The sequence below is a fragment of the Pseudomonas sp. JAI115 genome, assembly GCF_014200835.1.
GTDB lineage: Bacteria > Pseudomonadota > Gammaproteobacteria > Pseudomonadales > Pseudomonadaceae > Aquipseudomonas > Aquipseudomonas putida_A.
Window position 1 is genome coordinate 367156 of record NZ_JACHCY010000002.1, and the last position, 26581, is coordinate 393736.

The following is a 26581-nucleotide window of genomic DNA, read 5'->3' on the forward strand; positions in this document are numbered from 1 at the left end:
CGGGTAGCTTATTTGAGTCTAGAGTGAACACTGGCATCAGCCAGTGACAATGGGCGCCACTTTAGTATCCTTCGCAAATCGGGTCGTAACATGCGATCCATCATGTAAAAGAATAACGCCATGAGCGAACGAACGACTTCTGCAAGCTGGGCGATGGGGATTGTCAAAGCATTGGAGATGGACGGCCTGGATTGCCGGGTACTGTTCAAGCAACTGGGGCTCGATTACGCGGCCCTGAATGATCCGGATGCGCGCTTCCCGCAAGATTCCATGACCCGCCTCTGGCAACGGGCGGTCGAGCTGTCCGGCAACCCGGCGATCGGCCTGAACATGGGCAAGGTGGTACGCCCGGCGTCGTTCCACGTTGCCGGCTATGCCTTGATGTCGAGCAACACCCTGGCCGAAGGCTTCCAACGCCTGGTGCGTTATCAGCGGATTATCGCCGAGAGCGCCGACCTGAGTTTTCGTCTGCTCGAAGAAGGCTATGCGCTGATTCTGACGGTGCATGGCGATCACCTGCCGCCAACCCGGCAGAGCGCCGAAGCCTCGCTGGCCTGTGCGCTTGGCCTGTGCGGCTGGTTGACCGGACGCACCCTGCACCCGGTCAAAGTGCTGTTTCAGGGTGACGAACCCGCAGACCTGCAACCCTACCGACAAGCCTTCCACGCGCCGCTGATGTTCAACGCGCCGTACGATGCGCTGATTTTCGAACGCGCCGACATGGAAGCACCGCTGCCCACCGCCAACGAAGCCATGGCGCTGCTGCACGACCGGTTTGCCGGGGAATACCTGGCGCGATTCTCTGAAAGCCGCGTGACCCACAAGGCGCGCCAGGTGTTATGTCGTTTACTGCCGCAGGGCGAACCCAAGCGCGATACCGTGGCGCAGACCCTGCATCTGTCGCAGCGCACCTTGCAGCGCCGTTTGCAGGAGGAGGGCACCAGTTTTCAGCAGCTGCTCGACGACACCCGCCGCGAACTGGCCGAGCAGTATCTGGCGCAGCCGAACATGACCTTGCTGGAGATCGCCTATCTGCTGGGGTTTGCCGATCCGAGCAACTTCTTCCGTGCGTTCCGCCGCTGGTTCGACACCACGCCCGGCGATTACCGGGCGCGGCTGTTGCAGGCGCCGGTCAGTGACGCCAAAAGGCCGGAATACACAGCACAAACACCGTAATGATCTCCAGTCGGCCGAGCAGCATGCCGAATGACAGAATCCACTTCGCGGCATCCGGCAAGGTGGCAAAGTTGCCCGCCGGGCCGATGGTCTCGCCCAGGCCCGGGCCTACGCCGGACACGGTGCTGGCAGCGCCGGTCAACGCGGTCATCCAGTCGACGCCGAGCAGCGACAGCAGCAGGGCGATCACGCAGATGGTGATGGCGAAGAAGAACGAAAAGGTCAGGATCGAACGCACGATCTCTTCATCAAGACGGTGGCCGTTGTACTTTTGCTTGATCACCGCGCGCGGGTGAATCAGCTGGTTAAGGTTGGCCTTGAGCAGGATGTAGGCGACCTGAAAACGGAAGATCTTGATCCCGCCCGCCGTCGAGCCGGAGCAGCCGCCGACAAAGCCCAGATAGAAAAACAGCATCAGCGAGAAATTGCCCCACAGGCTGTAGTCGCCGAGGGCAAAACCGGTGGTGGTGACCACCGACGTTACGTTCAGCGCCACGTGCCGCAGCGCTTCCAGCCAGTGCAGCTTGGTGGTCCACCAATACCAGGTGCCGAGCACCAGCCAGGTCACCAGCAACATGCCGAGCAAACCCTGCACTTGCTGATCCTTGATCAGCGCACGACGGTTGCCGCGCATGGTCGCCACGTACAGCGTGAACGGCAGGCTGCCGAGAATCATCACGACCACCGCGACCCAGTGCACCGCCGGTTGCGTCCACTTCGCCAGCGACTGGTCGGAGGTCGAGAAACCGCCGGTGGAAATCGCCGACATCGCGTGGTTGATCGCATCGAACGGGCTCATCCCGGCCCACCAGAACGCCAGGCTGCCGAGGATGGTGATACCGACGTAGGCCGCCACAATCAGGCGCGCCACCATGTGCGAGCGCGGCATGACCTTTTCCGAGCGGTCGGACGATTCGGTCTGGAACAGGCGCATGCCACCGATGCGCAGCAACGGCAGAATCGCCACCGCCATGCCGATGAAGCCGATACCGCCGAGCCAGTGCAGCAGCGAGCGCCACATCAGAATCCCCGGCGACATGGTGTCGAGCCCGCTGAGTACGGTCGAGCCGGTGGCGGTGATGCCGGACATGCTTTCGAAGAACGAGTCGGTGTAGCTGATGTGCTGGGTCAGCAAAAACGGCAGCGCGGCGAAAATACACACCACCAGCCAGCTGCTGACGGTCAGCAGATACATGTCGCGCGGGCGCAGGTGAATGTGCTCGGGGCGGCCGGGGATCACCAGTGCGAGGCCGGCGAGGAAAGTGATCATGCTCGCCCAGAGGAACGACGGCAGATCGCCGGTGCGCTCGAAAATCACCAGGGTGGCCATGGGCACAACCATGGCGATGGCCAGGGTGATCAGGAAGATGCCGATGATGAAACCAATGATCCGTAAGGTCGGCAACGCCATGAAGTCCGCTCGGGCTGATGTAGGAAGGGCGCCATTCTACCCGTGGGGCAGGGCATGTAAACCGGCACCCTGTTGCCGGATACCGCTAGAATAGCCGCACATTTTTCTCAGGAGGTGGCCGATGCAGGCTCTCGACGCTTTGCTCAACCGTGTTTCCGTTCCACGCCTGGTCGAACCGGCCCCTACCGCCGAGCAGCGCGAAGCCCTGTTTGGCGCAGCCCTGCGCGCACCGGATCACGGCCACTTGCAGCCGTACCGTTTCCTCACCGTCGAAGGCGCGGCACGTGAGCAAATGGGCGAGTTGCTGGCCGAAGCGGCGCAGATGCAGGAAGGCGAAGTCACTGAAGCGATGATCGACAAGGCGCGCAACGGCCCGCTGCGGGCGCCGCTGGTGGTCGTGGTGATCGCGAAACTGCAGGATCACGTCAAGTATCCGAAGGCCGAGCAGTTGCTGGCGGCGGGGTGTGCGGCTCACGGGATTCTGCTGGCGGCGTACGCGCAGGGGATTGGTGCGGTGTGGCGTACCGGTGATCTGGCTTATTCGGCGCACGTGGCCAAGGGACTGGGCCTGGCTGAAGACGAGCAGGTGATTGCCTTTCTGTACCTCGGCACGCCGCAGAAAGAACCGCGTGTGGTGGAGAAGGTTGATCTGACCGAATTCGTCAGCGCCTGGCCCGCCAAGGCCTGACACCACCGATCAAATGTAGGAGTGAGCCTGCTCGCGATAGCGGTGGATCAGTCAATGAATTTTTGTCTGATCCACCGCTATCGCGAGCAGGCTCACTCCTACAGGTTTGATCAGGGTTGCACGACGGCGCCTGGCACCAACGGCAATTCCAGGCTGGCGACAAACCCGCCCTCAGGATGATTGGCCAGCAGCAGACTCCCGCCATGCCGCTCCGCCGCGCGCTTGGCAATCGCCAGGCCCAGACCATGCCCGGCCGCCGTCTGCCCCGGCGCCCGGTAGAACGGCTCGCCCAACTGGCTCAGATGCTCGGCCTGCACACCCGGCCCGTGGTCGCGCACACTCACCACAATTCGTTCGCCCTGACGCGTGGCCTGCATCTCGATTGCCTGATCCACCGGGTTGAAGCGTTGGGCGTTGCGCAAAAGGTTATCGACGGCGCGCTCGATCATGGTCGGCCAGCCGGTCAGCGTCAGGTGTGGTTCGGCATCCAGGCGCACGGTCTGCTCCGGCGAGCCAAGTTGCGCGTCTTTCTGCAAGGTGCCGAGCAGCGCATTCAGGTCTACCGCTTCGGCACTGGCGTTGTCGGCATCGACCCGTGCCAGCACCAGAATCTCGCTGATCAGCGCTTCCAGCCGATCACATTCGCGGGTCAGGCGTGGCCAGAGCTTTTCCCGTTCTTCCGGGTTGGCCCGTTCCGCCAGCGCCAAGGCGATGCGCAGCCGTGCCAAGGGTGAGCGCAGTTCGTGGGACACATCGCGCAGCAACTGGCGCTGACTGCCGATCAGGCTTTGCAGGCGCGCGCCCATGCGGTTGAAGTCGTTGGCCAGCACGCCGAACTCATCGCGACGGTTGGCCAGTTTCGCCAGGCTGTTCTGCTGATAGGTGGTCTGCCCCAGATCATGCACCGCACCGCGTAAACGACTGAGCGGGCGGGTGATGGAGAAGGTCACCAGCAGGCTGAACAGGGTCAGCACCACCAGCGCAATGCCCAGCGCACTGAGCGGCCAGAGCAGGCTTTCGCGGTGCCAGGCGTCGAGCTCCGGGTGCGGGATGCGGAAGATGAACAGGTAGGTGTCGCCGGTTTTTTCGCTGGTGAATTCGTCGGTCAGGCGCCGCCAGGGCAGGCGTCGGTCATCGTTGTTCTGCCGGGCTTCGAAGGCGGCGGCGCGACGCGGGAAGGTGCCACGCACCACCGGGTCGCCGCTTTCGTTCAGCACCTGGACATCGATGTGATATTGGCGTTTGCGCTGTTCGAGGATGTCCTGCGCGGCGTCTTCGCCCTGGGCTTCGTAGGTTTGCGTCCATTCGGCGGCCAGGGTGTTGAGGCCCGGATGGCGGCTGAGGATCCACGCGTCCTGGTTGAGCATGTGCCCGAGCAGAATCGACAGCCCCGCCACCAGAGCAATGGCCAGCCAGAAGCTCGCGAGAATACGCCAGAACAATGAACGCACAGAAAATCCTCAATCAAACAAAAAACTCAACAATGTGGGAACGGGCTTGCTCGCGAATGCGGTGTGTCAGTCAACATTACTTTGTCTGATACACCGTATTCGCGAGCAAGCCCGCTCCCACATTTGGATTGAGCGGCAACAGAACCGACGGCGCTTAGCCGTCGGATCCGAGGTTATCGCATTATTGCGCTTTTTGCGGTTGTTGCGCTTTCCACGCTTTGAACTCGGCCCATTCGGCGCGGCGTTCAGCCTGTTTCTTCTGGATCTCGTCGAATTTCTTCTGTTGATCCGGTTTCAGCAGGTTGCGTACGTCAGCTTCGGCTTTCTTGTGGTTGGCGGCCATCTCGTCTTTCATGGCTTTCTGGTCAGCCGGCGAGAGTTTTTCCAGGTACTTCTCGACTACCTGGCGACGCTCATGCATCTGCTCGCCCATGATCTTGCGGATCTGATCACGTTGTTCACGGGACAGGTCGAGTTGGCTGTACGGGCCTTTGCCGTGCTCACCGTGCATCTGACCGCCGTGGCGTGGGCCGTCGAGCGGGCCACTCATCGGGCCACCATCCTGTGGCATGGCCATGGCGACGGTTGGCAGAGCGGCAGCGAACATCAGAGCGATAAGAGTCTTGCGCATGGTGTATCTCCTTGTCTCGTTCCCGGTACGTTCCGGATGAGTTCAGATTACGGAGATCAAGGTCAGCGGCGGTCAGCGCTGCGTAAAGCTTGGGTAAAGACGCTTTGTTTCCAGCCTTACACATATCCCCTGTAGGAGCTGCGGCACGCTGCGATCTTTTGATCTTCAAAAGCAAAGATCGCAGCCTTCGGCAGCTCCTACAGGGGGGGCGTCGTTGTATCGGACGTGGATCAGAGGCTGTAGTAATAACCACGGCTGCGCAGGGCGACGATTCGTGGGCGGCCGTCGGGGTGGGGGCCGATCTTCTTGCGCAGGTTGCTGACGTGCATGTCGAGGCTGCGGTCGTACAGGGTCAGTTTGCGGCCGAGGGCCAGTTGCGCCAGTTCCTGTTTGTCCAGCGGCTCGCCGGGCTGCTTGAGCAGGGCTTCGAGCAAACGACTTTCGGAAACGGTGAGAGTCAGTTCTTTCTCGTCGATGCTGACCACGCCACGCACCGGGCTGAAGCTCAGGTCGCCGAGTTCGAGCTGGGTCGACACGGCAGCCGGGTGACTGCGGCGCAGCACGGCGCGCAGGCGCGCGGTGAGTTCACGCGGATCGCAGGGTTTGGCCAGGTAATCGTCGGCGCCCAGCTCCAGACCGAGGATGCGATCCAGCGGTTCGCCACGGGCCGAGAGCATCAGCACCGGCAGCTCCGCGTGTTCGCTGCGCAATTGCTTGAGCAGTTCCAGACCGCTGCCGTCGGGCAGCATCACGTCCAGCACCACCGCCGCCGGGGCGGATTCGGCCAACGCTTTGCGCGCGCTCTGGCCATCGTGGCAGGCGCGTACCTGGAAGCCTTCCTGGCTCAGCCAGCTACTCAGGAGTTCGCACAACTCCTGGTCATCATCAATCAGTAACAGCTCGCTCATGACTCACTCAATTTAGCCATTGCCGACGTTTTCGGCTTGCTCCACTGGCAAAGATACCGCACAGCAGCGCCAATAGCGCTACCCCGGCGCCGGTGACGAACCATTGCTGCTGTTCGGTCAACAGACGCGGCAATGGACTGGCCTGGGCTTCCTTGAGTTGCAGCTTCAGGCGCTGGTTCTCCTGACTCAACCGGGCAAGCTGGGCGCTTTCGCGGGTGTTATCGGCATTTTTCAGTTGTTTGCTCAGTTCTTCCCGCTGCTGCTCGCTGGCCTTCAGGCGCTGCTGCAGTTCGGTAATCTGACTGCCGGCACTTAACGACAATGGCGTGGAGCTGCCGCTTTCGGTGGTTTCCTCACCATGGGCGGGCGCCATGATCGACAACGTGACCCACATCAGACACAACGGACCTTTGCGCATTGCGATTCCTGCTTGCAAATGGATATTGGGCAGGTTGTCGGCAGGCAAACGAGAATAATGAGCGATTGAGAGCGGTTAGAGCCGGGAAGGTTCAGTGCTTGGAGTGGGTTGAGTGTGGCGAGAGAGCTGTTGTGGTGAGGGGATTCAGCGAAACGTCGCACCGCCCCGATGGGCTGCGAAGCAGACCTGAAATGGGAGCATGCGGTGTGTCAGGCACACCGCATTGGATGGCTTTGGGTTGCTGCGCAACCATCGGGGATAAATCCCCTCGCCACAGAGCCCCTCCACATTCCTTGGTTACGGCAAAACTTGCTTGAACGGCTTGACGATCACGTTGGCGTACACGCCGGCGGCGATGTACGGATCGGCGTCGGCCCAGGCCTGGGCGGCGCTCAGGGAGTCGAATTCGGCGACGATTAGGCTGCCGGTGAAACCCGCAGCGCCCGGATCATTGCTGTCGACCGCCGGGTGCGGGCCGGCCAGTACGATGCGGCCTTCGCCCTTGAGCACTTGCAGGCGTTCGAGGTGGGCCGGGCGCGCGGCGAGGCGGGCTTCGAGCGAGTTGGCGACGTCGGTGGCAATGATTGCGTAAAGCATGTCAGTCCTCGGTTTTTGGCGTTGTGGTATCGGCGTCATGCAGATGGCGGGACAGGTAGATGCCCTGACCGACCAGGAACAGCACGGTCATGCCCAGGCTGCCGAACACCTTGAAGTCGACCCAGATGCTCTGGAAGGTGAATGCCACAAACAGGTTGGCAGCGCCGCAGAACAGGAAGAAGGCGATCCAGGCGATGTTCAGGCGGGTCCAGACCGGATCCGGCAGGGTCAGCGCGTGGCCCATGATGCGTTTGATCAGCAGGCGGTCACCGATGAAGTGGCTGCCGATGAAGGCCAGGGCGAACAGCCAGTTGACCACCGGGGCTTTCCATTTGAGGAAGGTCTCGCTGTGGAAGGCCAGGGTCAGGCTGCCGAACACCAGGCAGGCGATCAGGGTCAGCCATTGGCTCTTTTCCAGCTTGCGCTGTTTGATGAACAACGCGCCGTAGACCACCAGGGAGCTGATGATCAGCATCGCCGTGGCGCTGTAAATACCACCTACAGTGACTTCGTGACCGGCGATATCGACAACCCGTGGATCAAGTTTGTAAACGATGAAAAACAGCAGAAGCGGGATGAAATCGATGAATTGTTTCACAGTGAGAGCCAGAAGCTGGATGTGGCGGCATAATAACAAACATATGGGCGCGCGATAGCGCCAGCTGATTTGAGGTTACAACTCCCCGTGAATGTTGATTTGCACTGCCACAGCACGGCCTCCGATGGCGCCCTGGCGCCGGCGGTTCTGGTTGCGCGTGCGTTCGAAAACGGCGTGCGAGTCCTGGCGTTGACCGATCATGACACCCTCGAAGGCCTCGCCGAAGCGCGCAGCGCCGCCGAAGAACTGGGCATGCAACTGGTCAATGGCGTCGAACTGTCCTGCACCTGGGGCGGCGCGACCATCCACGTGCTGGGCTACGGTTTCGACGTCAACGCCGCGCCACTGGTCGAGGCGATCGCCCGATTGCACGATGGCCGCTGGCTGCGGTCGGAAGAAATAAGCCGCAAGCTCGGCCTCAAAGGTATGCCCGGTGCCCTCGACGGCGCCCGGCAGATCCAGCAGGAGCTGGGCGACAGCGGCAACGCCCCGGCCCGTCCGCATTTTGCCGACTGGATGGTGCGTGAAGGTTTTGTAAAGGATCGCGCCGAGGCGTTCCGTAAATGGCTCGGCGCCGGCAAGCTGGGTGACGTCAAGCAACACTGGCCGACGCTGGAAGACACCGTCGGCACCCTGCGCGCCGCCGGAGCGTGGGTCAGTCTGGCGCATCCATGGCACTACGATTTCACCCGCAGCAAGCGCCGAAAGCTGATTGCCGACTATATTCAAGCGGGCGGGCATGCAATCGAAGTGGTCAATGGCCATCAGCCCGCGGAACAGGTCGGCAGCCTGGCAATCCTTGCCCGCGAGTTCGGTCTGCTGGTCAGCGCCGGCAGTGATTTCCATGGCCCTGGAGGCTGGTCCGAGATTGGCCAGTACCGGCCGGTTCCCGAGGACCTTCCACCCCTGTGGTGTCGGTTCAAACATGACACAGATATTGCCGCCGTCTGAACAGGTAGAAAACGTGAGTCAATTTTTCCAGATCCATCCGGAAAACCCGCAAGCGCGCCTGATCAAACAGGCAGTCGAGATCATCCGCAAGGGCGGGGTGGTGATTTATCCCACGGACTCTTCCTACGCCATCGGTTGCCAGATCGGCGACAAGACCGCGATCGAGCGCGTGCGCCGTCTGCGCCAGCTCGACGAGAAGCACAACTTCGCGCTGATCTGCAGCGACCTGTCGCAACTGGGCAACTACGCCAAGATCGACACCGGCACTTTCCGCATTCTCAAGGCGCATCTGCCGGGGCCTTACACCTTTATCCTCAACGCCACCCGCGAAGTGCCGCGTCTGCTGCTGCATCCGAAGAAACGCACCATCGGCCTGCGGGTGCCGAGCCATCCGATTGCCCTGGCGTTGCTGGCCGAACTCGGCGAGCCGCTGATGAGCGTGACCCTGATCATGCCCGGCGATGAAGATCCGCTGAGCGATCCGTACGAAATGCGTCAATTGCTCGAACACCAGGTGGACCTGATCATCGACGGCGGTTTCGGCGGGATCAAGGCGTCCACCGTGATCGACCTGACCGGCGACGACCCGGAAGTGATCCGCGTCGGTTGCGGCGACCCCGCGCCGTTCATGGTCGAGGCCTGAATGTCCGCAGTGGAAACCGTTGTCGATCCCCAGGCCGGCGCCCAGCAGGAACTGCCGTTTGCCATGGTCTATGGCCAGGCGGTCACGGAAATGCCGCTGGACCTGTACATCCCGCCGGATGCGCTGGAAGTGTTTCTCGAAGCCTTTGAAGGCCCGCTTGACCTGCTGCTGTACCTGATCCGCAAACAGAACATCAACATCCTCGACATCCCGGTAGCGGAAATCACCCGTCAGTACATGGGCTATGTCGAACTGATGCAGTCGGTGCGTCTGGAGCTGGCCGCCGAGTACCTGGTGATGGCGGCGATGTTGGCCGAGATCAAGTCGCGGATGCTCCTGCCGCGCGCCGAAACCGTCGAAGACGAAGAGGACGACCCGCGCGCCGAACTGATCCGCCGCTTGCAGGAATACGAGCGCTTCAAGGCTGCCGCCGAAGGCATCGATGGCCTGAGCCGGGTCGGTCGCGATGTGGTCGTGCCCAAGCTCGACGCCCCGGAAGCCCGGGCGCGCAAGCTGTTGCCGGATGTCGCGCTGGAAGAGATTCTGATGTCCATGGCCGAAGTGCTGCGCCGGGGCGACATGTTCGAGAGCCACCAGGTCAGCCGCGAGGCACTGTCGACCCGCGAGCGCATGAGCGATGTGCTGGAACGGCTCAAGGGCGGTGGTTTTGTGCCATTCGTCGAGCTGTTCACTGCCGAGGAAGGTCGCCTCGGTGTGGTGGTGACCTTTATGGCGATCCTTGAACTGGTCAAGGAATCCTTGGTCGAGCTGGTGCAGAATGAGCCGTTCGCCGCGATCCACGTGCGAGCCCGAGCCGAATAACGAGTCGAAACATGAACCTGACTGAACCCCGCGAGCTGGCGCCCCTGCTTGAAGCCTTTCTGTTGGCCTCGGGAAAACCGCAATCGCTTGAACGCCTCTACGAACTTTTCGAAGAAGGCGAGCGCCCCGAACCGCCGGTCTTCAAGAAAGCCCTGAGCCTGCTGGCCAAGTCCTGCGAGGGCCGCGCGTTCGAGCTCAAGGAAGTCGCCTCCGGCTACCGCCTGCAGATCCGCGAGAGGTTTTCGCCGTGGGTCGGACGTTTGTGGGAAGAACGTCCGCAGCGCTATTCCCGGGCGCTGCTGGAAACCATGGCGCTGATTGCCTATCGCCAGCCGATCACCCGCGGCGAGATTGAAGACGTGCGGGGCGTGGCGGTCAACACCAACATCGTCAAAACGCTGATCGAGCGCGAGTGGATCCGCATCGTCGGTTACCGCGACGTCCCGGGCAAACCGGCGATGTTCGCCACCACCAAGGCGTTTCTCGATCACTTCAACCTGAAGAACCTCGAAGACCTGCCACCGCTGGCTGAGCTGCGCGAGATGGAAACCGAGCCGGTCCTCGATTTTGACGACGCACCGGTACCGCAGGGCCTGCAGGAAGAGGCCGACGCCAGCGCCGACCCGGAAGAACCGAAGGAAGAAACCAGCTTCCACACCTTGCTGCTGGAGCTGGACAGCATGGAGGAGGGGATCAAGACCGACTTCGATGATCTGTTACGCGATGCGGCTGATGGTGAAGCGTCGACGACTGAGCCGGAAGTCGAGACCGTCGAGCCGGCGATTGAAGTTGAACTCGAGACCGAGCCAGAAGCCGAACCGGAAGAGGACATTCTTGGCGTTGCCGAAGCCCGGGAAAAACTCCTGGCCGCCGTCGCCGCCCTCGAACAACCGGTGCCAGCGCCCGAACCCGAGCTGAGCGAAGAAGAAGCCGAAGCCCGTGCGCTGGCGGAAGCCATCGAAGCCGAACGTCGCGAATTCGAGGACTGATAACGAACAACTGTGGGAGCGAGCCTGCTCGCGAATGCGGCGTGTCAGACAACGTTGATGTCGACTGACAGGACCCTTTCGCGAGCAGGCTCGCTCCCACATTTGGATCTACGTTCAGCCAGGAGATGCTGATGAGCTCAACCAAAGACCCGTGCATCAGCCTGTGCAAGTTCAGCGACGACATCTGTCTCGGCTGTGGCCGCAGCAAGCGCGAGATTCGTGCCTGGAAGAAACTCGACAAGGACGACAAGCGCACGGTGCTGGCCGAAGCCGCGCTGCGCCTGATCAAACTTGGTGGCGCCGGTCGGCGGAAAAAGAAATAACTGGCGATCGATCAGCTAGTCTCTGATGCGCGATGGCGCACATCCGCGTATGATTCGCGACCCTTCGGCGATCCCTTCGCCCGAAAACCAGATTTCAATGCTTCAGGCGTCGCCTGAACAGACCACACCGGGAGGTGCCCAGATGAGTGACATCAATCAGCAAGACAACCAGGAAATCGGCCCAGCAGGCGAAAAACTGCAGAAAGTCCTCGCCCGTATCGGCGTTGGCTCGCGCCGTGACGTCGAAGCCTGGATCAGCCAGGGCCGGATCAAGGTCAATGGCAAAGACGCCACCCTCGGCCTGCGCGTCGACATGCACGACGCGATCACCATCGATGGCAAGGTGATCAAGCGCGAAGAGGCTGCCGAATCGGTGCGCCGCGTGATCATGTACAACAAGCCCGATGGCGAGATCTGCACCCGTGACGACCCGGAAGGCCGTCCGACCGTGTTCGACAAGCTGCCGCGTCCGAAAGAAGGCCGCTGGATCAACATCGGTCGTCTCGACATCAACACCACCGGTCTGCTGATGTTCACCACCGACGGTGAGCTGGCCAACCGCCTGATGCACCCGTCCTACGAGATGGACCGTGAGTACGCCGTGCGTGTACGCGGTGAAGTCGACGACGAAATGATCGAGCGCCTGAAGGCCGGCGTGGTACTGGAAGACGGCCCGGCGCGTTTCACCGACATTCAACAGGCGCCGGGCGGCGAAGGCTTCAACCACTGGTACCACTGCGTGGTGATGGAAGGTCGTAACCGTGAGGTTCGTCGTCTGTGGGAATCCCAGGGCCTGGTGGTCAGCCGTCTGAAGCGCGTGCGTTTCGGTCCGGTGTTCCTCAACTCCGACCTGCCGATGGGCCGCTGGCGCGAAATGAGCCAGTACGAAGTCGACGTGCTCAGCGCCGAAGTCGGCCTGACCCCGGTGGCGATGCCGCAACTCAACGCCAAGAGCAAGGACAAGCTGGAGCGTATGCAGCGCAAATCGTCGCGGCCGATGGCCAAGACCGAGCGCGTGCGTACCCTGCGTCCAGCCGCTGGCGCGCCGACCGGTCCGCGTCCGAGCCGTGAGCCGCAGATCGAAGGCGAGCGTCCGGGTCGCAAGCCGGCTGCACGTCCGGATGGCGAGCGCGCTCCGCGTGGTCGTACCGAGCGTGGCGAAGGTCGTGCGCCGGCCGGTCGCGGTACGCCGGTGGCGGATCGTCCTGCCGACACCACCAACAAGCGTCCGGCCAAGCCTGCACCGAAGCGTCCGGGCATCAAACTGGTCGACGGCGACAAGCCGTCGGGCAAGCGTCGTGGTGCTCCGGCCGGTTCCGGTCAGCGTCCGGGTTTCGGTCGCAAGAAGCCGGAATAAAGCAGTTGTGAGCTTTGAGCGGCAAGCTTCGAGCTAAAGCAAAAAACGCCAACCGAAGGGTTGGCGTTTTTTTTCGTCTGGCGGAAGGTATGTAGCGTCTGATTCGGCCTCTTCGCGAGCAGGCTCGCTCCCACATTAGAATTGCGTCGAACACAAATCTCCTGTGGGAGCGAGCCTGCTCGCGAAGGCGTCGGTCGCCTAAAACACAAATCGCCCATCAAACACCGGCTTGTCATCCAGCGCCAACACCCCGCCAGAGAAGATCAGGTCCAGGTGATGACTGCCCTTGGCCCCACCGCCCAGTCCCAGATGCAACCCACAATGCCGCTCTTCGAACCCGGCATTGCGCGCATACAGATCTTTCACCCCTTCATTGGTACCAATCCCCAATTCCTCGATGCGTCGGTTTGACGGGTTGGCGTCCAGGTATTTGTTGAAGTCGTGTTCCAGCCCCGGCACATCGGTGGCGATGCGGCTGATGGTCGAGTTCTCGATCCACAGTTCCAGTGGCGACTCCAGCACGCCGTACTTGCGTGCAAACGGGATGGTGCTGAGGAACGTGCCCTTGAATTTCACATGGCCGTTGATGGCTTCGCTGTGGGTGGCGATTTCGCCGGGGGCCAGGTCGAAGTTGCCGACGCCGTTGATGTCGGTCCACTTCTTGATGCTGCTCAGCGGTGTTTCGAACCGCGAACCATGTTCGTCGGTAAAGCTTAGTGTGGTGGCCTGGGACATGCGCTGGATCAGGTGGCTGTTGAGCCCGGCGATGCGCTGCGGGGTGACGCTGAAGGTGTCGTAGAAATAGTCGCCGTAATCCTTGAACAGCAGCGACTTCTTCCAGTTTTCCGCCATCACGCCTTGCAGGGCGCGAACGAACTCCGGGCCGTCGGGGCGCGGGTTGGGCAGGGTGGAAGAGTCGTAGAAGAAAATGTACAGATCGCTGTCGGCAATCGCCGCGGTCAGCGTTGCGGTGCTTTCCAGGTCCAGGCGACGGGCACTGAACGTGAAGCGGGGATGATCGCCGGCCTGTTCGGCGATGGCGCCGGTCAGGGCTTCGTAATCGGCGGTGTGGCCGAGCAGTACCTTCGCCGAATCGAGACCGGCAAGGGCAGGGTGATGTTCGAGGTAGTAAAGGAAATGCGAGATCGCGCGGGGCTTATCCATGAGTCCTCCCTGACTGACCGTGAAGAAAGCGGCAGGCACGACCGGCCGGATCGTGCCTGCCCGGGGATGTCTTACAGAGGCCACATCGCCGTGCCGAACGGAACCACCGCGTCGGCTTGCATCATTTCCACAGCCGCCTCATGGGTCGGTGCTTCGAACCATTCGTCCAGTTGCAGTTCGGTGTCCAGGTCTTTTTCCAGTGCTTGCATGGTCGATCTCCTAGATGACTTTCACAGTTATGACTGGCCGGTCGAGTTGGCCGGCAAGACGTGAAGAACCTAGTTCAGGGTGTTTTGTAATGCAAAAAATTATTTATTTAAAATTTAAATAAACTTTTTATTCTGTTTTCAAGCGGCGGATTTCTTATTTGAAAACAAAAAACTAAGCGGCACCTTTCATTAGCAAGCTTGCTACCGTCAATTTGCAGACGTCCTACAGAATTTTCCGAAATGGAAAATCTGCGTTACGCCTCGTAAAGAAAAGTTTACGAAAACACCGGTAAAGCCCAGTGGATTTACCCCTCTGCAGACGCTGTAAGGAAAACCTGCCGAAGCCCGGCTGCAAAGGCGTCGCGCAGGGCTCTGGCGCGCTTGTTTCAGCGCTGTTTGCAGGGTGAGATGCGCCTCATGCCTGTCGTGCAGGTGAATAACAAGAAGGAGGCGCAATGAACGCCGTGATCGATCTCCACTTCTCTGCGCGGGACGTTTTTTTCCTCGTCCCCGTCGATGGCCTGCAAAGGCCTGACTCAATTTTTGCAGCCGCCCGAGTGTCTCGAGGCGGACCCACGCAATCCCGGCAAGCGCCACGCTGATCCAGCGGGGTCTGGCAACAGGGGGTTAGCGGTGTACAATGCGCCGCGTTTTAACTGTGACCCTCTGCGTAATCGCGCAAACCTCAAGGTTATCCGCCTTGTTCACTCCGCCACGTCACAAGCGTGTCGGGTTCGATTTCGTCACAGATAAAAACAAACAGGTGACGCATGACCGTTGTAAAAACGCTGAATTCCTGGTGCTTGCGCTGGGGTTTGATCGGGGTTGTCTGAAATCGCAACCTTGCAGCAACGTCTACTGAACATCATCAAACCTTGCGTGGGACCTTTTTCATGAGTGGACAAAACTCGCAATCAGGCGAGCTGAAACGCGGCCTGAAAAATCGCCATATTCAACTGATCGCCCTCGGTGGCGCGATCGGTACCGGATTGTTCCTCGGCTCGGCCGGGGTGCTGAAATCCGCCGGCCCGTCGATGATCCTCGGCTACGCCATCTGCGGCTTCATCGCCTTCATGATCATGCGCCAGCTCGGCGAGATGATCGTCGAAGAGCCGGTGGCCGGTTCCTTCAGCCATTTCGCGCACAAGTACTGGGGCGGTTTTGCCGGTTTCCTGTCGGGCTGGAACTGCTGGATTCTGTACATTCTGGTCGGCATGTCGGAGCTGACCGCGGTCGGCAAGTACATCCACTACTGGGCGCCGGACATCCCGACCTGGGTCACCGCTGCAGCGTTCTTCGTGCTGATCAATGCGATCAACCTGGCCAACGTCAAAGTCTTCGGGGAGGCCGAATTCTGGTTCGCGATCATCAAGGTCGTGGCGATCGTCGGCATGATCGCGCTGGGCAGCTACCTGCTGGTCAGCGGCCATGGCGGCCCGCAGGCCTCGGTCAGTAACCTGTGGTCGCACGGCGGGTTCTTTCCCAACGGCGTCAGCGGCTTGGTGATGGCCATGGCGATCATCATGTTCTCCTTCGGTGGCCTGGAAATGCTCGGTTTCACTGCAGCCGAAGCCGACAAGCCGAAAACCGTGATCCCGAAAGCGATCAACCAGGTGATCTACCGCATCCTGATTTTCTACATCGGCGCGCTGGTGATCCTGCTGTCGCTGACTCCTTGGGACAGCCTGCTGGCAACCCTCAACGCGTCCGGCGATTCGTACAGCGGCAGTCCGTTCGTGCAGGTGTTCTCGATGCTCGGTAGCAACACCGCCGCGCACATCCTCAACTTCGTGGTGCTGACCGCAGCGCTGTCGGTGTACAACAGCGGCACCTACTGCAACAGCCGCATGCTGCTGGGCATGGCCGAACAGGGCGATGCGCCGAAAGGTCTGGCGAAGATCGACAAGCGCGGCGTGCCGGTGCGTTCGATCCTCGCGTCCGCGGCTGTCACGCTGGTGGCGGTGCTGCTCAACTATCTGATCCCGCAGCAAGCGCTGGAACTGCTGATGTCGCTGGTGGTTGCAACGCTGGTGATCAACTGGGCGATGATCAGCTTCTCGCACTTCAAGTTCCGTCAGCACATGAACAAGACGCAGCAGACACCACTGTTCAAGGCGCTGTGGTACCCGTACGGCAACTATGTCTGCCTGGCGTTCGTGGTGTTCATCCTTGGCGTGATGCTGCTGATCCCGGGCATCCAGATCTCGGTGTACGCGATTCCGGTGTGGGTCGTGTTCATGTGGGTCTGCTACGTGATCAAGAACAAGCGTGGGGCGCAGCAGGTGCTGCACGCGGCGGGTTCTGCCGCGAAGTAAGCCAGACGCAGAAAGTGAGAAACCCGGCCAATGTGCCGGGTTTTTTATTGGTCGTCAGACGTATTCGGCGATGGGATGGGCTGTGCAGAACGCTTCGGTCTGCAACCGGAATTGCTCGCGCAAGGCCGGTTCCAGCAGGTAATCCTGCTCGCTGATCGGTCTCACACTGTCGAGGATCCGGCAGATCAGATCGACGATCTGGCGACATCCCTGCGGATCGATTCTGCGCTGCGCGATGGAGCCCGTGCCGATGCGCAGACCGCTGGTAATGAGTGAAGGGCGTGTCTCGCCCGGTACACGATATTTGTCCACGATAATTGCGCAACGCTCCAGCGCCGACTCGGCAATGGCGCCGGTGATGCCGCCACGCAACCGAATCAATACCGTATGGTTTTCGCTGCCCCCGCCGACGACTTCGTAGTCGTGAGCCTGAAAGGCGCTGGCGAACTCGTCAGCCGTGCTGCGAACCCGCCCCATGCTTCTGTCGAACTCCGTGGACTTTGCGTAAGCCAGAGCCGCCGCCTTCGCAGCGATCATGTTGACGGCAGGCGCGCCCTGCATTCGCGGATAAACGGCCTGGTCGAGGGCGCGGCTGAATGTCGTCCTCAAGCCGGGCACCTTGGTGTTCGCCGCTTGACCCGAAAGGATCAGACCGCCGCGCGGGCCCATGAGTTGTTTGTGGGTGCAGGTGGTGGTGACGTGTGCGACGTCGATCGGACTGGGATGCCGCCCTGTGGCAACCAGTCCGGCGATATGCGAAATATCGGCGAGCAGGATGGCGCCGGCTTCATCGGCAATCTCGCGAAATCGTTGGAAATCGATGACCCGTGAGTACGCCGTCGCGCCGCACATGATGATGCGTGGGCGATGGGCGAGCGCCAGTTTGCGCACCTGGTCGTAATCGATGACCCCCGCTGAAGTCGTGCCGTACCGAATCGCCTTGTAGTAAATGCCGGCGAATGAGGTGGAACTGCCATGGGTATGATGGCCGCCGTATTTGACGCCCATTCCCAGCAAGGTATCGCCTGGTTCGAGCAGGGCGGTCAGCACGTGGTAATTGGCGTTTGATGCCGAATGCGATTGCACGCTTGCGTACTGGGCATCGAACAGTTCCCGCGCTCTGCGGATGGCAAGCGCTTCGACCAGATCGACGTTTTCGCACCCGCCGCCGTAACGTCTGCCGGGCAGCCCCTCGGCCGTCACATTGACCAGTGCCGAAGCGGAGGCGGCCAGGGTCATGGGCCTGACGGCGCAAGAGGAGGAGACCAGCGACAGCACCTGGTGCTGACGGGCAACTTCCGCGTCGAGGATCCCTGCCAGTTCGGCGTCTTGCGCCCACAGATCCGCCAGGCCCCGTTGCAGCAGATCAGCCTGGTTCATGAGCGGTTCGGTATGGACTGCCATTGTCTGTATTCCTTCCCTGTGTGCAGCGCGCTGCGAACGAGCGCGACTTCCTTGGTTTTACCGGAGGGTGCGTGCGTTTCTGCCCTTGCCCGACCGGATACAGCGGATTCCTTGTTTTCGCGGCACTGCGCGCAAACTAATCTCTGTATCGCCGGCCCGTTTTCTGTTGACTGCGGTCGCTGCCGACAGTCCGGTCTGCCCGACGCATCATAGGTTTTTCACGGCGGAACACCAGAAAATTAATCAGAAAAATGAACATTGTTCAAATAAAATGATTCTTTTCGCCGGGCCTCAGGGTGTAAAACTGCAGGCGGGAAGGATCGCTATTCACGAGATTCTGCTGGCCGATGAGCAGAACTGACGGGTCAGTACAGAATTCGAATTGTTCTTTTTGGTTCACACCAGCGGTGTTGTTCACACTATGTTTATGCCGAAATCAGGGAGGGGGAATGCTATGATCTGCCGCGCTCTAATACCCGTATAACTATTTCCTAGTGGGCCTGTTGAGTCCCTGAATGATGATTCGAGGGGTATTTCCAAATTGCCTTTATAAAAGACGGTAAGCATTCCATGCACAGAAGAGAACGATCGGAGAATCTGAAGAACAATATCAAGTACCTGATAAAGAGTCGTGGGGAAACGCAGCTGTCGTTATGTAATTCCAGTGGACTGACCCGAACCACGATCTACAACATTCTTGAAGGTAAAGTGGTCAACGTACAGCAGTCCACTGTGCGCAAGATTTCCGACTTTTTCGGAGTGTCCTACGAAGAGATAGAGACGATCTCGTTTGAAGAAAAGGAAATCATCGACAGCAGCATCTCGCCGCAGGGCAACATGAACCCGGCGGCAGTGCCTGTCATCAAGGAAAGTCTGCTTCTGCAGAATCTGGATAAGCGAATCGGCGAGTTGGCGACGATTTTTCCACTGACTTACTATTTCGGAACGTCCTTCAATTTGATAGGCGTCCTGCTGGAAAATGAAGTCAGTGGCATGAATGAACCGGGCGACCTGCTGATCGTGCAGAAAGGCGCGGCAAGCATCGACAAGGAAAAACTGGTGTATGACAAGGTCAGTAAAAGGTTATTCATAACAACTGAAGTTGATCTTGCGCTGGAGAGTGTTTGTGTTGTCGGGGATATAATCGAGGAACGATTTAATGGATTGCAGCGTTGAAAGGGAAAACACCAAATATAAGCTGTTGGGGTTCGAAAACGGAAAAAGCCTGGCGGTGATCATGGTCATTGCGACAGGCAAGATAATTAAAATAAAGCTGAGTGAAGTGTTGAATAGTGAGATTATGGATAATCTGAACAAGATAGAAGTAAAGAATCTGTACAAGAAATTCTACTCCCGGGGAGGGTCGCTTACCGCTTATGAAATAAATGATCGGCATGAGAGCTCCTGGATGATTTATATCATTCTGAACCTGATGCTGTTCACGCTTTATATTTTTACCAGCATTGCGGCGACCAAGCCTATCTATCTGGAATATTTTGATATTGTCGTAACGCCGGGTACTTTCCTGTATCCGCTGACGTTTTTGATCGTCGACTTGCTGAATGAAACCTTCGGCCTCCGGTTGGCGCGCAAGGCGATACTCTTCGCGTTCATCAGTAATGCGGCCATTATCATTTTGCTGGCCATGACTACGTACCTTCCCGGGCTACCCGGGTGGAAGCTCGACGGGCCTTACAATGATGTGATCAGTCAGCTGTCGTCGGTGCTGGTAGCTTCGTCTGTATCGTTTCTGGTGTCGGAAAATATAAACTCTTATCTGTTGTGCAAAATCAAAGAACTGACCAACTCCCGGTTTCTCTTTTTGCGGGTGTTTCTCAGTACTTTGTTTGCGGTGATAATCGACAGTTTTCTTTTCTGCTACATCGCCTTTTACGGGACGATGGAGAACAGCGCGATACTCAGCATGATTTACGTCCAGATCGCGATAAAGGTCGGTTTTGCGTTCTTCAATATCATGCCGGCATACGGTGCCAGGTCATTGTTCAAGAGGTATCTGACGGGTAGTCAGGCTTGATGGATTAAATAATGCGCTCACTCGAAATTTTCAAGTGAGCGCATTTTTATATGCTGGGTGCTTTATTGCAGATTCAGCTTCGCTTTCAAGCTGTTCATCACCTCATCCTTGTTTTCCAGAAACTCATTGAGGCCTTTTGCGCGAAGATTGCAAGCGTCGCAATTTGCACATCCGCTACCGGTTATGCCGTTGTAGCAGGTCAGTGTCTGGTGGCGAACCAAATCAAGCTGATGGTAATGATCGGCCAATGCCCAGGTTTCCGCCTTGTTCAGCCACATCAGCGGAGTATCAAGTTTCAATGGGTAATCCATGCCCAGCTCAAGGGCTTTGTTCAGTGCCTTGACGAACTCGTCCCGGCAATCCGGATAGCCCGAGAAGTCCGTTTCGCAAACCCCGGTGATGACCGTTCTGGCTTGTACCTGATAGGCGTAAATAGAGGCGAGGGTCAAAAACAGGATGTTTCTTCCCGGCACAAAGGTGCTTGGCAGACTTTCGCCAGAACTATTAACCGTCGGAACCGGGATGTTGTCGCGAGTCAGGCTGCTGATGGCCAGCTCATTCAGCAAAGATACATCCATCACTTTATGCACGGTCACGCCGAGCTGTTTGGCCAGTTGCTGCGCGACTTCGATTTCCGCGCGATGACGCTGACCATAGTCAAACGTGATGCAATGAATTTCGTCATAGTGGCTCAGTGCATGGATCAAACAGGTCGTCGAGTCCTGTCCGCCACTAAAAACGATAACTGCTTTATTGCTCATGCTTATGCTTCCTGCATTGAACTGGTAAATTTTCGCTGGGGATCATAACGCGAAACGATTGATGCAAGAAGTTGCGCATGGCCGCAGGAGACCTGCTTTGTGGCTAATCGCGGTATCCTGCACGCTCTGAATTCGGACTTTTTTCCATGCTGGTGATTTCCAACAACGTGCATTTGCCGGATGCCGAGATCGAACTGACGTACATCCGCGCGCAAGGCGCCGGTGGGCAGAACGTCAACAAGGTCTCCAGCGCTGTGCACCTGCGCTTCGACATTCCGGCCTCGTCCTTGCCCGAGTTCTACAAGGAACGGCTGCTGGCGCTGCGTGACAGTCGCATCACCAGCGATGGCGTGTTGATCATCAAGGCTCAGCAATACCGCACGCAGGAAGCCAACCGTGCCGATGCGCTGGAGCGTCTGACCGAGTTGATCCTCAGTGCCACCAAGGTCGAAAAGAAGCGCCGCCCGACCAAGCCGACCCTCGGCTCGAAGAAGCGCCGGCTCGAATCCAAGACCAAGCGCGGCAGCATCAAGGCCGGGCGCGGCAAGGTGGATTTTTAAGGGTTGGTGTCATGGAGTTGTTCCATTTCATCCGCAGCGGGCATTGTATCCATTACGCACCTCTCAACTTAAATCAAATTCCGGACATTAAACGACTCTTTTATAACTAATTGGTCTACATGACTGTCATATCTGACAGGTGTGCCGGATTGCTGTTACACGTTTACTGAGCTCTCTTTTCATTGATTGAGCAAAAGTAAATGAATAACTTAAATGTTGTGCGTGGTACTCCTGATACTGATTTTGGTGTGCGCAGTGAGGTCGTTTTATACGGAGAACAAGGTCAGAGGCTTCAACCTCGGGTCGTCACTCTTCTCTCAGAACCGAACAGGATTCTTTGCGCAGCAACTGACGAGGAGCGGCAAGAGATTTACCTGTGCATGCTTGATGAGGAAGGAGGTATCGACGAGAGTTTCGGAAAAACGGGTAGTGTTTTTTTTAGACTCTCGGAGTTTTTTCCTGGGTGGGATTTGCCGCAGCCCTATAGCGTGAAGTTTGATAGTGTTCATGGCAAGTATGTGTTGGGGTTCTTCGCTCGTAAAGACGGCTTTAATCGTGCTACGGGCCTGGCTCGATTCGATTTGAATGGGAAACTTGATGAAGGGTTTGGCAGCGAAGGCGTCATGTTGTGGAGTCTGGATCTGAAAGAGGTTGTTCCTGCAAGTTTAGATGTTCCAAAGATGAAGCAACCTCTGGCGGATAAGGGGCGCGACTACCACGGAACTATGGAATTATTGGACGATGGCGGCGTTTTGCTTCTGACCACGCTTGATGAAAGAGGACTTTTCGATAGTGCGATCCTGGTCAAGTTAAAAAATAACGGTAGTTTGGACGGAGCGTTCGGTAATGGCGGGTACCGATTAGTTTTTCGAGGTCCGTCTGTTTTAGTCATAGGACAGGATATGTTTCGCCAAGGCGATGGTTATATTGTCGCCGCTTCAGAGGGGCTGCGTGATAAACGTTGGTTTGTTGGCCGGTATGATGCCCGTGGTGATCTTGACGCCAGTTTTGGGGTCGGAGGATATTATGATGGAGTACCTTCGGTTAAAAACGTCATTCTGAAACGCGACGATCGTTCTCAGTTTTATATTGTAGGTACTTCGGATAATGGAGTTCCGCAGTATCTGTTTCTCCAGCTTCAACGTCGCGGGCTCAAAGGCGAGGAAGATCCACTTTTTGGCAAACAAGGGTGGGGAGGATTTATCACTGATGATTTCAGCGATATCTATATGACGAAAGCAGTACTCTATAATTTGAAATCAACCGTTGTGGTAGCAGGTTATGCTTATTTGCGTGGCGGGTCGGATAGTCAGGCATTTATTGCCAGTCTTGAACAAGACATGGGTTGGGACGAGGGGTTTGGTAATGTTGGAAAGGTTGTATTTCCAAAAGACCAGATTATTCACGATCTCGCGGTCCAGGAAGATCGAAAAATTGTGTTTGTATCCAGTAAAAATAGAGAGAACGGTAGCTTCGCCATTTTCCGTTTGCATGGTTAGCGTATAAAAGCCGCAGTTGTTTATTGGCCATTCGGAACCAATGAATGGCCAATATTGGGCGATCAATGAAAGTGGTGTTTTGGTGTAATGCGGTACAAATACACACTCAGCATCAGGCCGCTCAGTGAGGCAATGGCGGCAAACAGAAAGATCGAAGCAAAGCCGAAACCCGCCGCAATTGCCCCCGCCAATGGCCCGGTGATCCCCAGCGACAAATCGATGAACAACGAATACGCGCCGACCGCTGCGCCACGGCTGGAGGCTGGCACCAGGTTCACCGCTTCCACGCCCAGCGCCGGGAATACCAGCGAGAAGCCGAAACCGCTCAACGCCGCCCCGGCCAGCGCCCAATGCGCATCCGGCGCCAGCCACAGCAGTAACAGGCCGAGGGTTTCCACCGAGAGGCAGGCGATCGCTACGCGGAAGCCGCCGAGGCGGTTGATCAGGTTGCCGAACAGCAGTCGCGCGCCGATGAAGCTGGCGCCGAACAGGCTCAGGCACAGCACTGCGTTGTCCCAGTGCCGGGTGGCGTAATACAGGGTGATGAAGGTGGCGATGGTGCCAAAACCAATCGAGCCCAGCGCCAGGCCGCAGCCGTGCGGGAACACGCGACCGAGCACATGCATGAATGGCAGGCGCTCACCGGCGACAATCGGCGCCGCGGTTTTCGGCCACGCCAGCAGCAGGCCCAGCGCTGCCAGCAGAATGATGCTGACGCCCATGCTCCACAATCCCAGCTGGCCGACCAGCCACACCCCGAACGGCGCGCCGACCGCGAGCGCGCCGTAACTGGCGATGCCGTTCCACGAAATCACTTTGGCGGTGTTCGCCGCGCCAACGCGGCCGATGCCCCAGCCGATCGAGCCGGAGCCGACTAGGCTTTCCGCGCTGCCCAGCACCAGACGCCCGATCAACAGGCTGATCAGGCTGAACATCGGCAAGTTGGGTGTCCACGCCGAAATCAGCATAAACACACCACTCAAGCCGCATCCGGCCAGACCGATCATCACCGCGCGCTTGCTGCCCTGGTTGTCGATGATCTTGCCGGCGTACGGACGGCTGAGCAGGGTGGCGAGGTATTGCACGCTGATCACCAGCCCCGCGATCACCGCGCCAAAGCCAAGATCGCTGTGGACGTAACCCGGCAGCACGGCGAGCGGAATGCCGATGTTCAGGTAGCCGATGAAGGTGAAGAGGACGATGGACACGACTTGCAGCGTGACCGCCAGGGGGCGCTGGGGTTGTGGCATAGAGGACGACATGAGAAACGATCCACGGCAAAGCAGGATTAGATAGGCTGCTTATGATACCGGCGCGAACGAGTCTGGGGCGGGGAAAAGTAAAACTATTTGCCGCAGGGCCGATTCATGACTTGGCCGGGGCGACCAGTTGCGTGGTGACGAGGGCGGCGAGGGCGTTTTCCTCGCTGCCGAAACGGGCGAGCAGGGCGGCCTGCTTTTCCGGGGAGAGGCGGTTCCAGATCTCGATCATTTTCTCGGTGGCGCCGATCAGGACGGCGGCTTGGCTTTCAGAGAATTCGTCGGTCATGGCGGGCTCGGTTTCAGGCAGTGTGGAAAGCGCATCTTAGCGCTTTCCACACGGTCTGTACGGCGGGGTTTTACTCTTCGCTGTCGGCCTGGCGGCTCTCAACGGCTTCTTTCGGCTCGGGCTGTTGGGCACCGGCTTGTTGCGTGGTCGTCTGCTCAGGTACGTGCAGGCTTGGGAAGGGGAGATTAGGAATCTCGTGCATGGTTGCGCTCCTCGCTAAGTCTGTTGATAGATCTGGTAGATCCGCGCTTCTTGAAAGCCTGCGCAGGATACAGCAGGAAAAATGACAATCAGACTTTTAATTGAAAATAATGCGACAGATGGCCGCAGGGGGGGGGCGTATTCCAAGTGTGGGTGTGAATGAACCTGTGGCGAGGGGATTTATCCCCGATCGGCTGCGAAGCAGTCGTAAAACAACTGCACGCGCCATGACATTTCGCGATTGCAGTGTTGGGGCCGCTTCGCTGCCCATCGGGGATAAATCCCCTCACCACAGGGCTCACTCCTACCGGGGATTGCGGGGTTATTTGCAGGCGTTGGCGATGGCCTCGGCCAGCAGTGCCAGGCGCGTGGCGTCGATCCCGGCGACATTGGCCCGGCCCGAGCTGACCATGTACACGCTGTGCTGCTCACGCAGTTGTTTGACCTGCTCCGGTGACAGCCCGGTGTAGGAGAACATTCCGCGTTGCACGCCAATGTGCGCAAAGCGCTCGCGCAGACCGTGTGGTTCCAGTGCTTCGACCAGACCGCTGCGCAATTGGGCGATGCGCAAGCGCATGGCTTCCACTTCATCGGCCCAGCGCGCTTTCAGCTCCGGGTCGGCGAGGATGGTCGCCACCACGGCCGCGCCGTGATCCGGTGGCGTCGACCACAGGTTGCGGGCGATGTTGGCCAGTTGGCTGCGGATGTCGATCAGCTTGTCGGCGGTTTTCGCGCAGACAATCAGCGCGCCGGTGCGGTCGCGGTACAGGCCGAAGTTCTTCGAGCAGGAGCTGGTGATCAGCAGCTCAGGCACCTCGGCGGCGAACAGTCGGGTCGACCACGCGTCCTGTTCCAGTCCGTCGCCAAAGCCCTGGTAGGCAAAGTCGATCAGCGGCAGCAGGTCACGGCGGCGCATCACGTCGAGCACACGCTGCCAGTCGTCATGGTTCAGGTCGAAACCGGTCGGGTTGTGGCAGCAGGCATGCAGCAGCACCACGTCGCCTTGCGGCACTTCGTTGAGTGCGGCGAGCATCGCATCGACGTCGAGGCGGTTGTCGCTGCCCACGTACGGGTAGTGACTGACCTTGACCCCGGCCGCGGCGAAAATCGTTTCGTGGATCGGCCAGGTCGGGTTGCTCAGCCACACGCCTTTGCCCGGCAGGCACTGGGCGATGAAGTCGGCCGCCAGACGCAGGGCACCGGTGCCGCCAGGAGTCTGGGTGGCGCCGGCGCGCTGTTCGGCGATCAGCTTCGAGTCGGCGCCAAGCACCAGTTCATTGATGACTTTGCCGAACAGCGGATTGCCGTGACCACCGATGTAGGTCTTGGTGTCCTGGCTTTCGACCAGTCGCGCCTCGGCGATTTTCACCGCTTCGGGGATCGGCGTCAGGCCCTGGGCATCCTTGTAGACGCCAACGCCGAGGTCGAATTTGCGCGGGTTAGTGTCCTGCGCATAGGCCTCCATCAAACCGAGGATCGGGTCGCCGGGTACCCGGCCGATGGCGTCAAAGTGCATTACTTGCGTCCTTCTGCGGTCTTGGCTACTTCGTCAGTGCGCGCGGCCATGATGAAGTCGTTGCGGTGCAGGCCTTTGATCGAGTGGCTCCACCAGGTCACGGTGACTTTGCCCCACTCGGTCAGCAGACCCGGGTGGTGCCCTTCGGCCTCGGAGATCTCGCCGACGGCGTTGGTGAACGCCAGAGCATGCTTGAAGTTCTTGAACAGGAAAACTTTCTCCAACTGCATGATGCTGTCGCGTACTTCGATGTTCCAGTCAGGGATCTGCTTGATCAGGATCGGCAGTTCTTCGTCGCTGACTTGTGGCGCATCGGCACGGCAGGCTTCGCAGTGGGCTTGGTTCAAAGTGGACATGGTGTGATTCCTGAAATCGAGTGTGTTTTTTTTATAGAAGCTATCGGCCC

The 26581-nt window shown here is 58.9% G+C and carries 30 protein-coding genes; 14 read left to right on the top strand and 16 right to left on the bottom strand.

The genetic code is table 11. From position 1 onward, the window contains the following. Positions 1-120: 120 nt before the first annotated feature. On the top strand, positions 121-1176 hold the full coding sequence (locus HDC30_RS06745; RefSeq protein ID WP_202369364.1) for an AraC family transcriptional regulator: 1056 nt from the start codon (positions 121-123) through the stop codon (positions 1174-1176). Here the strand turns inward: HDC30_RS06745 and HDC30_RS06750 are convergent. After that, positions 1133-2587, bottom strand: coding sequence for a TrkH family potassium uptake protein (locus HDC30_RS06750; protein ID WP_097090175.1), 1455 nt, complete (start codon positions 2585-2587; stop codon positions 1133-1135). The two genes, HDC30_RS06745 and HDC30_RS06750, sit on opposite strands and share 44 nt — an antisense overlap. 121 nt (positions 2588-2708) lie before the next feature. Here HDC30_RS06750 and HDC30_RS06755 point away from each other — a divergent pair, with 121 nt between their 5' ends. Beyond that, entirely contained in the window at positions 2709-3275 is a 567-nt protein-coding gene (locus HDC30_RS06755) for an NAD(P)H nitroreductase (RefSeq protein WP_183781800.1), read from the top strand. Positions 3276-3385: 110 nt separating this feature from the next. Here HDC30_RS06755 and HDC30_RS06760 read toward each other — a convergent pair whose 3' ends face one another. The 6 genes from HDC30_RS06760 to HDC30_RS06785 form a co-directional block, all read right to left on the bottom strand. Continuing rightward, entirely contained in the window at positions 3386-4726 is a 1341-nt protein-coding gene (locus HDC30_RS06760) for a cell wall metabolism sensor histidine kinase WalK (RefSeq protein WP_096797784.1), read from the bottom strand. A gap of 181 nt (positions 4727-4907) precedes the next feature. Continuing rightward, the gene (locus HDC30_RS06765; RefSeq protein WP_183781803.1) at positions 4908-5357 is read right to left on the bottom strand and encodes a Spy/CpxP family protein refolding chaperone; all 450 of its coding nucleotides are present in this window, start codon (positions 5355-5357) and stop codon (positions 4908-4910) included. 230 nt (positions 5358-5587) lie between these two features. Continuing rightward, positions 5588-6265: a response regulator transcription factor gene (locus tag HDC30_RS06770; protein ID WP_183781805.1), complete on the bottom strand. Its 678-nt coding sequence runs from the start codon at positions 6263-6265 to the stop codon at positions 5588-5590. Positions 6266-6272: 7 nt separating this feature from the next. Further along, entirely contained in the window at positions 6273-6683 is a 411-nt protein-coding gene (locus HDC30_RS06775; RefSeq protein ID WP_183781808.1) for a translation initiation factor 2, read from the bottom strand. Between the two features lie 297 nt (positions 6684-6980). Beyond that, positions 6981-7280 carry a YciI family protein gene (locus HDC30_RS06780; RefSeq protein WP_007966019.1) on the bottom strand — a complete coding sequence of 100 codons (300 nt, stop codon included), beginning with the start codon at positions 7278-7280 and terminating at the stop codon, positions 6981-6983. A 1-nt stretch (position 7281) separates the two neighbouring features. Next, the gene (locus HDC30_RS06785) at positions 7282-7878 is read right to left on the bottom strand and encodes a septation protein A (protein WP_027613975.1); all 597 of its coding nucleotides are present in this window, start codon (positions 7876-7878) and stop codon (positions 7282-7284) included. A gap of 87 nt (positions 7879-7965) precedes the next feature. Here HDC30_RS06785 and HDC30_RS06790 point away from each other — a divergent pair, with 87 nt between their 5' ends. The 6 genes from HDC30_RS06790 (at position 7966) to rluB (ending at position 12963) form a co-directional block, all read left to right on the top strand. After that, positions 7966-8829 carry a PHP domain-containing protein gene (locus tag HDC30_RS06790; protein ID WP_027613974.1) on the top strand — a complete coding sequence of 288 codons (864 nt, stop codon included), beginning with the start codon at positions 7966-7968 and terminating at the stop codon, positions 8827-8829. A gap of 13 nt (positions 8830-8842) precedes the next feature. Continuing rightward, complete coding sequence (locus HDC30_RS06795) at positions 8843-9472, top strand: L-threonylcarbamoyladenylate synthase (RefSeq protein WP_007966016.1); 630 nt, start codon at positions 8843-8845, stop codon at positions 9470-9472. A gap of 123 nt (positions 9473-9595) precedes the next feature. Then, on the top strand, positions 9596-10294 hold the full coding sequence (locus HDC30_RS06800; protein WP_171061841.1) for a ScpA family protein: 699 nt from the start codon (positions 9596-9598) through the stop codon (positions 10292-10294). Between the two features lie 11 nt (positions 10295-10305). Further along, complete coding sequence (gene scpB, locus HDC30_RS06805; RefSeq protein ID WP_183781811.1) at positions 10306-11283, top strand: SMC-Scp complex subunit ScpB; 978 nt, start codon at positions 10306-10308, stop codon at positions 11281-11283. Between the two features lie 131 nt (positions 11284-11414). Next, positions 11415-11606: a DUF1289 domain-containing protein gene (locus HDC30_RS06810; RefSeq protein WP_047292462.1), complete on the top strand. Its 192-nt coding sequence runs from the start codon at positions 11415-11417 to the stop codon at positions 11604-11606. A gap of 142 nt (positions 11607-11748) precedes the next feature. Beyond that, positions 11749-12963, top strand: a complete 1215-nt coding sequence (gene rluB / locus HDC30_RS06815; RefSeq protein WP_183781814.1) for a 23S rRNA pseudouridine(2605) synthase RluB — start codon at positions 11749-11751, stop codon at positions 12961-12963. 198 nt (positions 12964-13161) lie between these two features. On the opposite strand, the gene HDC30_RS06820 is transcribed toward rluB, so the two are convergent. Both HDC30_RS06820 and HDC30_RS06825 read right to left on the bottom strand, forming a co-directional pair. Then, positions 13162-14127, bottom strand: a complete 966-nt coding sequence (locus HDC30_RS06820; RefSeq protein ID WP_027613969.1) for a leucyl aminopeptidase (aminopeptidase T) — start codon at positions 14125-14127, stop codon at positions 13162-13164. Between the two features lie 71 nt (positions 14128-14198). Then, on the bottom strand, positions 14199-14336 hold the full coding sequence (locus tag HDC30_RS06825; protein WP_003222780.1) for a hypothetical protein: 138 nt from the start codon (positions 14334-14336) through the stop codon (positions 14199-14201). An 893-nt stretch (positions 14337-15229) separates the two neighbouring features. On the opposite strand from HDC30_RS06825, the gene HDC30_RS06830 reads away from it, so the two are divergent. Continuing rightward, complete coding sequence (locus tag HDC30_RS06830; RefSeq protein ID WP_183781817.1) at positions 15230-16651, top strand: amino acid permease; 1422 nt, start codon at positions 15230-15232, stop codon at positions 16649-16651. A 54-nt stretch (positions 16652-16705) separates the two neighbouring features. Here the strand turns inward: HDC30_RS06830 and glyA are convergent, their stop codons facing one another. Next, complete coding sequence (gene glyA, locus HDC30_RS06835) at positions 16706-18055, bottom strand: serine hydroxymethyltransferase (protein WP_150367969.1); 1350 nt, start codon at positions 18053-18055, stop codon at positions 16706-16708. 67 nt (positions 18056-18122) lie between these two features. On the opposite strand from glyA, the gene HDC30_RS06840 reads away from it, so the two are divergent. The 3 genes from HDC30_RS06840 (at position 18123) to HDC30_RS06850 (ending at position 20090) form a co-directional block, all read left to right on the top strand. Continuing rightward, positions 18123-18416, top strand: a complete 294-nt coding sequence (locus HDC30_RS06840) for a hypothetical protein (protein ID WP_150367970.1) — start codon at positions 18123-18125, stop codon at positions 18414-18416. Between the two features lie 209 nt (positions 18417-18625). Further along, positions 18626-19231: a helix-turn-helix transcriptional regulator gene (locus HDC30_RS06845; protein ID WP_027613966.1), complete on the top strand. Its 606-nt coding sequence runs from the start codon at positions 18626-18628 to the stop codon at positions 19229-19231. Further along, on the top strand, positions 19215-20090 hold the full coding sequence (locus tag HDC30_RS06850; RefSeq protein WP_183781820.1) for a queuosine precursor transporter: 876 nt from the start codon (positions 19215-19217) through the stop codon (positions 20088-20090). The genes HDC30_RS06845 and HDC30_RS06850 overlap by 17 nt, the downstream gene beginning before the upstream one ends. Positions 20091-20152: 62 nt before the next feature. Here HDC30_RS06850 and queC read toward each other — a convergent pair whose 3' ends face one another. Further along, on the bottom strand, positions 20153-20851 hold the full coding sequence (gene queC, locus HDC30_RS06855; RefSeq protein ID WP_115987972.1) for a 7-cyano-7-deazaguanine synthase QueC: 699 nt from the start codon (positions 20849-20851) through the stop codon (positions 20153-20155). Between the two features lie 146 nt (positions 20852-20997). Here queC and arfB point away from each other — a divergent pair, with 146 nt between their 5' ends. Continuing rightward, positions 20998-21411 (top strand): alternative ribosome rescue aminoacyl-tRNA hydrolase ArfB, encoded by a 414-nt coding sequence (gene arfB / locus HDC30_RS06860; protein WP_027613963.1) that lies wholly within the window; start codon positions 20998-21000, stop codon positions 21409-21411. Between the two features lie 200 nt (positions 21412-21611). Further along, complete coding sequence (locus tag HDC30_RS06865) at positions 21612-22910, top strand: hypothetical protein (protein ID WP_183781823.1); 1299 nt, start codon at positions 21612-21614, stop codon at positions 22908-22910. A 62-nt stretch (positions 22911-22972) separates the two neighbouring features. Here the strand turns inward: HDC30_RS06865 and HDC30_RS06870 are convergent, their stop codons facing one another. The 5 genes from HDC30_RS06870 to HDC30_RS06885 form a co-directional block, all read right to left on the bottom strand. Beyond that, the gene (locus HDC30_RS06870) at positions 22973-24172 is read right to left on the bottom strand and encodes an MFS transporter (protein ID WP_183781825.1); all 1200 of its coding nucleotides are present in this window, start codon (positions 24170-24172) and stop codon (positions 22973-22975) included. 103 nt (positions 24173-24275) lie between these two features. After that, a complete protein-coding gene (locus HDC30_RS06875) occupies positions 24276-24458 on the bottom strand; it encodes a hypothetical protein (protein WP_025113527.1) in 183 nt (60 codons plus the stop codon). A 70-nt stretch (positions 24459-24528) separates the two neighbouring features. Further along, entirely contained in the window at positions 24529-24660 is a 132-nt protein-coding gene (locus HDC30_RS29080; RefSeq protein ID WP_256214475.1) for a hypothetical protein, read from the bottom strand. A gap of 321 nt (positions 24661-24981) precedes the next feature. Then, positions 24982-26175 (bottom strand): amino acid aminotransferase, encoded by a 1194-nt coding sequence (locus HDC30_RS06880; protein WP_183781828.1) that lies wholly within the window; start codon positions 26173-26175, stop codon positions 24982-24984. Continuing rightward, complete coding sequence (locus HDC30_RS06885; protein ID WP_003222798.1) at positions 26175-26531, bottom strand: 4a-hydroxytetrahydrobiopterin dehydratase; 357 nt, start codon at positions 26529-26531, stop codon at positions 26175-26177. Before HDC30_RS06885 ends, HDC30_RS06880 begins: the two co-directional genes overlap by 1 nt. Positions 26532-26581 lie beyond the last annotated feature (50 nt).

Excerpts from the sequence above, each read along its gene's own strand:
- glyA (WP_150367969.1), bottom strand. The coding sequence starts at position 18,055 with ATGGCAGTCCATACCGAACCGCTCATGAACCAGGCTGATCTGCTGCAA.
- HDC30_RS06825 (WP_003222780.1), bottom strand. The coding sequence starts at position 14,336 with ATGCAAGCACTGGAAAAAGACCTGGACACCGAACTGCAACTGGACGAA.
- HDC30_RS06775 (WP_183781808.1), bottom strand. The coding sequence starts at position 6,683 with ATGCGCAAAGGTCCGTTGTGTCTGATGTGGGTCACGTTGTCGATCATG.
- HDC30_RS06745 (WP_202369364.1), top strand. The coding sequence starts at position 121 with ATGAGCGAACGAACGACTTCTGCAAGCTGGGCGATGGGGATTGTCAAA.
- HDC30_RS06880 (WP_183781828.1), bottom strand. The coding sequence starts at position 26,175 with ATGCACTTTGACGCCATCGGCCGGGTACCCGGCGACCCGATCCTCGGT.
- HDC30_RS06765 (WP_183781803.1), bottom strand. The coding sequence starts at position 5,357 with ATGCGCAAGACTCTTATCGCTCTGATGTTCGCTGCCGCTCTGCCAACC.
- scpB (WP_183781811.1), top strand. The coding sequence starts at position 10,306 with ATGAACCTGACTGAACCCCGCGAGCTGGCGCCCCTGCTTGAAGCCTTT.
- rluB (WP_183781814.1), top strand. The coding sequence starts at position 11,749 with ATGAGTGACATCAATCAGCAAGACAACCAGGAAATCGGCCCAGCAGGC.
- HDC30_RS29080 (WP_256214475.1), bottom strand. The coding sequence starts at position 24,660 with ATGCACGAGATTCCTAATCTCCCCTTCCCAAGCCTGCACGTACCTGAG.
- HDC30_RS06820 (WP_027613969.1), bottom strand. The coding sequence starts at position 14,127 with ATGGATAAGCCCCGCGCGATCTCGCATTTCCTTTACTACCTCGAACAT.
- HDC30_RS06830 (WP_183781817.1), top strand. The coding sequence starts at position 15,230 with ATGAGTGGACAAAACTCGCAATCAGGCGAGCTGAAACGCGGCCTGAAA.
- HDC30_RS06865 (WP_183781823.1), top strand. The coding sequence starts at position 21,612 with ATGAATAACTTAAATGTTGTGCGTGGTACTCCTGATACTGATTTTGGT.
- HDC30_RS06755 (WP_183781800.1), top strand. The coding sequence starts at position 2,709 with ATGCAGGCTCTCGACGCTTTGCTCAACCGTGTTTCCGTTCCACGCCTG.
- HDC30_RS06875 (WP_025113527.1), bottom strand. The coding sequence starts at position 24,458 with ATGACCGACGAATTCTCTGAAAGCCAAGCCGCCGTCCTGATCGGCGCC.
- HDC30_RS06850 (WP_183781820.1), top strand. The coding sequence starts at position 19,215 with ATGGATTGCAGCGTTGAAAGGGAAAACACCAAATATAAGCTGTTGGGG.
- HDC30_RS06845 (WP_027613966.1), top strand. The coding sequence starts at position 18,626 with ATGCACAGAAGAGAACGATCGGAGAATCTGAAGAACAATATCAAGTAC.
- HDC30_RS06885 (WP_003222798.1), bottom strand. The coding sequence starts at position 26,531 with ATGTCCACTTTGAACCAAGCCCACTGCGAAGCCTGCCGTGCCGATGCG.
- HDC30_RS06780 (WP_007966019.1), bottom strand. The coding sequence starts at position 7,280 with ATGCTTTACGCAATCATTGCCACCGACGTCGCCAACTCGCTCGAAGCC.
- HDC30_RS06770 (WP_183781805.1), bottom strand. The coding sequence starts at position 6,265 with ATGAGCGAGCTGTTACTGATTGATGATGACCAGGAGTTGTGCGAACTC.
- HDC30_RS06870 (WP_183781825.1), bottom strand. The coding sequence starts at position 24,172 with ATGTCGTCCTCTATGCCACAACCCCAGCGCCCCCTGGCGGTCACGCTG.
- HDC30_RS06810 (WP_047292462.1), top strand. The coding sequence starts at position 11,415 with ATGAGCTCAACCAAAGACCCGTGCATCAGCCTGTGCAAGTTCAGCGAC.
- arfB (WP_027613963.1), top strand. The coding sequence starts at position 20,998 with ATGCTGGTGATTTCCAACAACGTGCATTTGCCGGATGCCGAGATCGAA.
- queC (WP_115987972.1), bottom strand. The coding sequence starts at position 20,851 with ATGAGCAATAAAGCAGTTATCGTTTTTAGTGGCGGACAGGACTCGACG.
- HDC30_RS06750 (WP_097090175.1), bottom strand. The coding sequence starts at position 2,587 with ATGGCGTTGCCGACCTTACGGATCATTGGTTTCATCATCGGCATCTTC.